Annotated in this window: 5 protein-coding genes and 1 tRNA gene; all 6 read left to right on the plus strand. The window is 41.9% G+C overall.

The window, feature by feature from the left end; all coding sequences use genetic code 11:
• The first annotated feature begins 72 nt into the window (after window positions 1-72).
• The 6 genes from HHA42_RS05825 to HHA42_RS05850 all read left to right on the plus strand — a co-directional run bounded on the left by HHA42_RS05825 (window position 73) and on the right by HHA42_RS05850 (window position 6,658).
• A complete protein-coding gene (locus HHA42_RS05825; RefSeq protein ID WP_168525743.1) occupies window positions 73-2,172 on the plus strand; it encodes a carbon starvation CstA family protein in 2,100 nt (699 codons plus the stop codon).
• Between the two features lie 11 nt (window positions 2,173-2,183).
• Complete coding sequence (locus tag HHA42_RS05830) at window positions 2,184-2,489, plus strand: YbdD/YjiX family protein (RefSeq protein ID WP_168418202.1); 306 nt, start codon at window positions 2,184-2,186, stop codon at window positions 2,487-2,489.
• A 151-nt stretch (window positions 2,490-2,640) separates the two neighbouring features.
• Window positions 2,641-3,603 (plus strand): AAA family ATPase, encoded by a 963-nt coding sequence (locus tag HHA42_RS05835; RefSeq protein WP_168525751.1) that lies wholly within the window; start codon window positions 2,641-2,643, stop codon window positions 3,601-3,603.
• A gap of 7 nt (window positions 3,604-3,610) precedes the next feature.
• On the plus strand, window positions 3,611-4,519 hold the full coding sequence (locus tag HHA42_RS05840; protein ID WP_168525745.1) for a DUF58 domain-containing protein: 909 nt from the start codon (window positions 3,611-3,613) through the stop codon (window positions 4,517-4,519).
• Between the two features lie 5 nt (window positions 4,520-4,524).
• Window positions 4,525-6,549 (plus strand): DUF3488 and transglutaminase-like domain-containing protein, encoded by a 2,025-nt coding sequence (locus HHA42_RS05845; RefSeq protein WP_168525747.1) that lies wholly within the window; start codon window positions 4,525-4,527, stop codon window positions 6,547-6,549.
• 32 nt (window positions 6,550-6,581) lie between these two features.
• Window positions 6,582-6,658: transfer RNA gene (locus tag HHA42_RS05850), tRNA-Val, on the plus strand.
• Window positions 6,659-7,170 lie beyond the last annotated feature (512 nt).

The raw sequence follows: 7,170 nt of genomic DNA on the forward strand, positions 1-7,170 counted from the left end.
GGAATCTCGGAAATTAAGCTTCATCTCGAAAAATAGTAAATGCTTAAAATGTAACAATAAAGAGAGAGTGACATGGAATCAGTTCAACCGAAGTCAGGCCTGACTTCAAAAATTATATGGCTCTTGGTTGCCGTACTGGGTGCAGTATCTTTCGGGATTTTAGCACTCAGTAGAGGTGAACACGTCAATGCAGTCTGGTTGGTTTTAGCCGCAGTCTGTGTCTATAGCATCGCATATCGTTTCTACAGTTTATTTATTGCCACCAAAGTCTTTGAATTAAATGAACGACGTTTAACCCCTGCACATCGTTTGGCAGATGGTTTGGATTATGTGCCGACCAATAAAGGCGTGCTGTTCGGGCACCATTTTGCGGCCATTGCAGGTGCAGGTCCTTTAGTCGGGCCTATTCTCGCTGCACAAATGGGATATTTGCCAGGGACTATTTGGCTTTTGGTGGGCGTAGTGTTGGCGGGTGCAGTACAGGACTTTTTGGTATTGTTTATTTCGACCCGTCGTGATGGTCGCTCTTTGGGTGAAATGGCCAAGCAAGAACTCGGTTCATTTGCAGGTGTGATTGTCATGCTCGGTGCATTGGGTGTGATGGTGATTATTCTTGCTGTGCTGGCGCTAGTCGTGGTTAAAGCCTTAACCAATAGCCCGTGGGGTGTATTTAGTATTGCAGCCACCATCCCAATTGCAATTTTTATGGGCATTTATATGCGCTTTATCCGCCCAGGGAAAATTGCAGAGGTCTCCATTATTGGTTTTGTACTGATGATGATGGGTATTATCTACGGTGAAAATGTAGCACAACATCCCTATTGGGGCCCACTGTTTACCCTAAGTGGTACAGAGCTGACTTGGTGCTTAATTGCTTACGGTTTTATTGCCTCAGTATTGCCTGTGTGGTTACTGTTGGCGCCACGTGATTATTTATCTACCTTCTTAAAAATTGGTGTGATTGCAGGTTTGGCTGTCGGGATTGTATTTGCGATGCCTGAAATGAAAATGCCTGCCGTGACACAATTTATTGATGGTACTGGCCCTGTTTTTGCGGGTTCGATGTTTCCTTTCTTATTTATTACGATTGCTTGTGGTGCGATCTCGGGTTTCCACGCACTGGTTTCTTCAGGCACGACCCCTAAACTGGTCAATAACGAAAAAGACATTCGTGTGATTGGTTATGGCGGCATGTTGATGGAATCTTTTGTTGCCATTATGGCAATGATTTGTGCCACTGTGCTTGATCCAGGAGTGTATTTTGCTATCAATGCGCCTGTTGCCGTTTTAGGCACCACTGTTGAAAGTGCAGCAGAAGCAGTACGCAACTTAGGGTTTGTGGTTAGTCCCGAAGCTTTGACCATTTTGGCAAAAGAAGTGGGCGAAAGTTCAATTCTGTCACGTACAGGCGGTGCGCCAACTTTTGCAATTGGTATGGCACATATCATCACTGAAATTTTTAATAACCGTTCGATGATGGCATTCTGGTATCACTTTGCGATTTTATTTGAGGCCTTATTTATTTTAACTGCAGTGGATGCTGGTACACGTGCTTGCCGTTTCATGGTGCAAGATACAGTGGGTATTGTGATTCCTGCAGTGAAAAACTCACATAACTTCTTTGGTAATTTGCTGGGTACTGCGGTGGCGGTAGCAGGTTGGGGCTTCTTCGTCTATCAAGGTGTGGTCGATCCACTAGGTGGTATTAACAGCTTATGGCCACTGTTCGGGATTGGTAACCAGATTTTGGCAGCGATGGCGCTTATTTTAGGTACAGTCATTTTGTTCAAAATGAAAAAAGAAAAATATGTTTGGGTCACTATCGTTCCAACCGTTTTCTTATTCATTACCTCAATGACCGCAGGTTGGCAAAAGATTTTCCACGACAATCCTAAAATTGGTTTCTTGGCGCAGGCAGACCGTTTCAGTGCAGCAATTCAGCGCAATGAAATTTTGGCACCTGCAAAAACAGTGACCGAAATGCAAACGATTGTGATGTCCAATCAAATTAATGCTGTGTTATGTGGCTTCTTTATGATTGTAGCTTTTGTGATGTTATTTGCTGCAATTGGAGTGATTCGTCGTGCATTGGCAAGTCCAACGCCAACTGTTAATGAAGCTGAAGCGATTTATCGTGATCCTGAAACCATTCAACCAAATGGCGGCCATTAAGGAGCAATTACATGATTAATTTAAAATTTGCACAACATGGCAAAACCGTGGTGTATAAAATTATTAAAATGACCATTATGTCGCAAAAGGATTTGATTCTGAATCCTAAAAACTGGTCAAGAATTGCAACACTTTGGCAGCGTTTGCAACAAAGCTTTCGTTTGATGGTAGGTGTGCCTGATTATCAAAATTATTTGGAACACATGCAGAAGCATCATCCAGATTTAGAAGCCATGGATGCGAAAACTTTCTATCGCTATTGTGTCGATGCACGTTATCCATCGGCCAAAGGTGGTTTGAAAAAATGTCCTTGTTGATGGATATTTAGCAGTTTCAGGAGGTTGAGCAGTGTTCTGAAAAGTACTTGAAAGGTGAATCAGAATATCTCTAGGATTTCTTTGGAAATTTAAGAAAACGGTGTATGTTAAAACATACGCCGTTTTTTATTGGGGAATAGGGGGAGTGACTGTGATTTGGGGTAAGGAAAAAGTTCAAACGCAACAACACACACAAACACAGCAGCAACTACAACAACAAGTTGAATCTTATGCCGCCAAAATCCAGTCGTTCTTGACTGAAATTAATACCATTATTTTAGATAAAGAACAACAAACCAAACTTGCCTTGAGCTGTCTACTGGCAGGTGGGCATGTACTTTTTGAAGATTTACCTGGTTTGGGGAAAACCACCTTATCTAGTGCTTTAGCACATTTGGCGGGACTCAAATTCCAACGTATTCAATTTACCAATGACATGCTGGCCAGTGATGTGATTGGGGTGAATATGTTTAACCAAAAAGAACATCAATTTGAGTTTAAACAAGGTCCAATTTTTACCCAAATTTTATTGGCCGATGAAATTAACCGTTGTTCGCCTAAAACTCAAAGTGCCTTACTCGAAGCCATGGAAGAGGGTGCAGTTACGGTAGATGGCGTACGTTATGTATTGCCACAACCTTTCTGGGTAATCGCCACGCAAAACCCGCTGTTTCAAAGTGGTACTTATGCCTTGCCTGAATCACAGCTAGATCGTTTTTTGATGCGTTTATCTTTAGGATATCCGTCACGTTTTGCAGAAAAAATGCTGCTACAGCAAAACTCCAGACATGCTTTAATTACCAGCTTGGCACATATTTTTACTGAAACCGAAATTTTAAACTTGCAGCAACTTGTGACAGACATCTACGTTTCAGAAGCGGCTTTAGAATATTTGCTAGATTTGGCTGCAGAAACCCGCAAAGAACGTCATGGTTTATCTACCCGAGGGGTTTTGGCTTTAAAGAAAGCAGCCCAAGCACACGCTTTAATTGAACAGCGTAGCTTTGTGAGTGCCGATGATATACAAGCGGTATTTGTGGCCGTTGCAGCACATCGTATCGGACTCAATGAAGCAGAAGCTTTGCATGTGATGCAACAGGTCAAAGTGAGTTAGTGTCATCATGTTAAAGCAGGCATGGCAAAACTGGATCAATTCACGCTTTAAATTTGAACGAAGCAAAACCCTTCAGCAAAAAGATATTTTGGTGTTTATCTATCAGCAAGGTTATTTGTATTTGGTACTAATTTTGATCACCTTCATAGCAGGTGTGAATTATGGCAATAACCTGATATTAGGTTTTTGCTTTTTGATCAGTGCCATTTTATGCATTAGTTTTTATTTAACTTTTAAGCAATTACATGACTTGCAGATTGAGGTGTTGACCACAGAAGTGGGGCAAGTCGGTGAAGCTTTGCAATTACAATTGCATTTCAAACAAGACTTTGCCCAAGCACGTTATTTATGGATTAAGACAGACACACAATTAGAAAAAGTCCTGATTCAAGAACTGAAACAACAGCATCAACTGACCATTTATGCAGAACAACGCGGACGACTGGATTATCCAAATCTGCAAATTTATTCGGTTTATCCTTTTGGCTTGGTACGTGCATGGACGTACTTAAACTTGACTCGTCATGCTTGGATTGCTCCACGCAGCATGTCTTTTCGTGCTGAAAATAAACAGCAACAGCAAAGCTTTCAACCTGACTTAGATGAATTTCGCGAGCTACGTGATTTTCAAACGGGCGATTCTTTACAAGCCGTATCGTGGAAGCAAGCAGCACGTGGTCAAGGTTTGTATGTCAAAGTATTTGAACAATATCAAGACCAGCATCATGTCGATATTGCTTATGAACACATGCCTGCAACATCGCATGAAGAAAAATTAAGTTTGATGATGGGTTTAGTAGAGCAATGCGAACAACAACAGTTGATTTATGCCATGTTTTTACCACATGCGACGCTTGAAAAAGGGATAGGCGAGCGACAGTTTAAACAGGCTAGAATCCTTTTGGCACAGGCTTAATGACGATGCATACATCAATTCAGCAATCGATTTTACTCAGTTTATTTCTGATTTTAATCGCACATCTGCAGTTTAGTCCGTTGGCGTTGAGTGTAATTTTTGCCCTCATGTGGCTGATTTTGTTTGTGCATTATCGAAAAAAAACAGCACGTATTTCTAAAACCTTAACCTTTGCTTTGACCATTGCTGCTTTAATCAGTATTTTTCTCAGTTATAAAACGCTGATTGGTGTAGATGCTGGAGTGGCATTATTAAGCACATTCTTATTTGCCAAAGCCTTAGAAAGTCACAATAAACGCGACCTGATTATTTTATTTAACTTTGCCTTATTCGTAAGTGCGAGTTCCTTTTTATATAGCCAAAGTATGTGGATGACGGCAATTGTCATTTTATGTTTATTAAGCTGTTTGATTGGATTGTATCGGATTCAGAAAAGTGAATTTGCTGATACCTTACGCAACACAACTAAACAAGATGCCAAAAATGATTTAAAGCATGTCGCTAAATTTATTGCATACGCTTTACCATTTTTTCTGTTGCTGTTTTTATTTTTTCCACGCTTACCACCATTGTGGCACGTACCTATACCAGAGGCCAAAGGCGTGACGGGAATTAGCGATACGATGTCACCTGGAGATATTGCCGAATTATCGCAATCTTCTGCTTTGGCGTTTCGTATTGTGGGAAATATGCAGCAACTTCCGCCACGTTCAAAACTTTACTGGCGGGCGATGGTGCTAGATCAATACGATGGCCGAACCTGGACCAGTAATTTTAGCAATCACCAACCAATCCAAGTCACGCAATTACAGTCCGAACAAACGAAGTTTGAATATCAATACATTGCAGCAGACCCACGAGTGCAATGGGTGATGGCACTAGAAAAATCTATACCCAACCAACAGGGTTATCTGTTGCGCCGTGACTGGAGTATTATTCCACAGCGGCAAAGTGGCAGAATTCAACCCATAGCTCTACAGTGGGTGGGTGAGTCTGCACAAATTCAGGGTGATCATGGACAGAGTGAGCGCTATCGACAATTTAGTCAGCGCTTAAATGTTCAAGTACGCACTCTATCTGATCCGCAGGCACAGCAATTTGCCATGCAGATGTTTGCACAAAGTCAGCAACAGCCTGAACGCTACGTACAAAATGTGTTGCAATGGTATCGTGATCAGGGCTTTAGCTATACCTTGAAACCTGGAACATTGGGACAGCATCGGGTAGATGAATTTCTGTTTCAGTCCAAGCAGGGTTTTTGTGAACACTATGCTTCTAGTTTTGCTTTGCTGATGCGCTATGTTGGAATTCCTGCGCGTGTGGTGGTGGGTTATCAGGGAGGGGAACTAGCACCTGATGCACAAAGTTGGGAAGTGCGCCAGCAAGATGCACATGCTTGGACAGAAGTGATGTTGAATCAGCAGTGGGTGCGTATAGACCCGACGGCAATCATTGCTCCACAACGTATTGATGGAGGCATGCAAAACCTGATGGCCGAAGATCGCACTATATTGGGCGATAATGCGCAAATTTGGCAGTACCAACATTCAAATTTGATTCGCAATTTGCGTGTGTGGAGTGATTACGCCAGTTATCAATGGCAGAGTAAGGTGGTGGGCTATGATGCAACATCTCAACGTCATTGGTTTGGGCGATTGGGTTTGGATTCGAGTTATGCATTGGTGATCGTGCTAATTTCGGGTATTGCGCTGTTGTTACTCGCATACTTTGGTTGGATTTATTGGAAAAAGCATCAGAACAGTTCTAGGGTTGATCGAGCTTTGCAGAGGTTTTCCAAAACTTTACCATTGGAGTTACAAAAACAGGATGCTGAAACTGTAACTGCGTGGATGCAGCGCTTGGCAGAGCTTGTGGATGATGATGAGCAAGCAGCTTTTAAGCGGCTTGCTTTGTGGTATCAACGCTATATTTATGCTGTGGATTCTCAGCCTGTTTCTGAATCGTTATTTTTTGATTTGCTTAAAACTTGTGCGGATGCTTTAAAAAAGCGTAGAAAGGACTTGTCTTAAAAAACAAAACTGAATATGATGCGAAGCACTTTAGGCGTATAGCTCAGTTGGTTAGAGCGCTACGTTGACATCGTAGAGGTCTCCAGTTCGAGTCTGGATATGCCTACCATATATATCAAAGGTTTGCAAGGAATTTCATGTACTTGCAAGCCTTTTTTTATTGCCTTTAGCTTGTTGCATATGTTGCCAAAGTTGCTATTTAGATACACTTAAAACTTAATTTGTGTCAGGATTTGTGTCAGAAAGATCAGTATAAAAGCATCACCTCCGTATCAACCGCTCCCAACAGCCAGGAGTATTGAACTCCCCAGTGACCTAACAATATCCCTAATTCTTGGAATATTCGTATTATTTTAAAAGTGAGAATCCAAGTTCTTCATCAACATGGCAACACCCTCAACATCCAACAAAACAACCAGCAGCTCAGCACCCATGGAACAGCTTTAATATCGGCGAAGATGCCGCAGTTAACTTCATCCAGCCGAATAAAAGTACAGTCGACCTTTTGAGTGGCTTTGTTGCACAAAGATTTGAAATGCAAAGCGCCCCTAATTGAGCCAAATTTAAGGCGTAACTTGGGTAAGTGGTCGACCTAATTCCGTAAATCTGTTGAGGACTGCT

Source organism: Acinetobacter sp. A3 (assembly GCF_012371415.1).
Lineage (GTDB): Bacteria > Pseudomonadota > Gammaproteobacteria > Pseudomonadales > Moraxellaceae > Acinetobacter.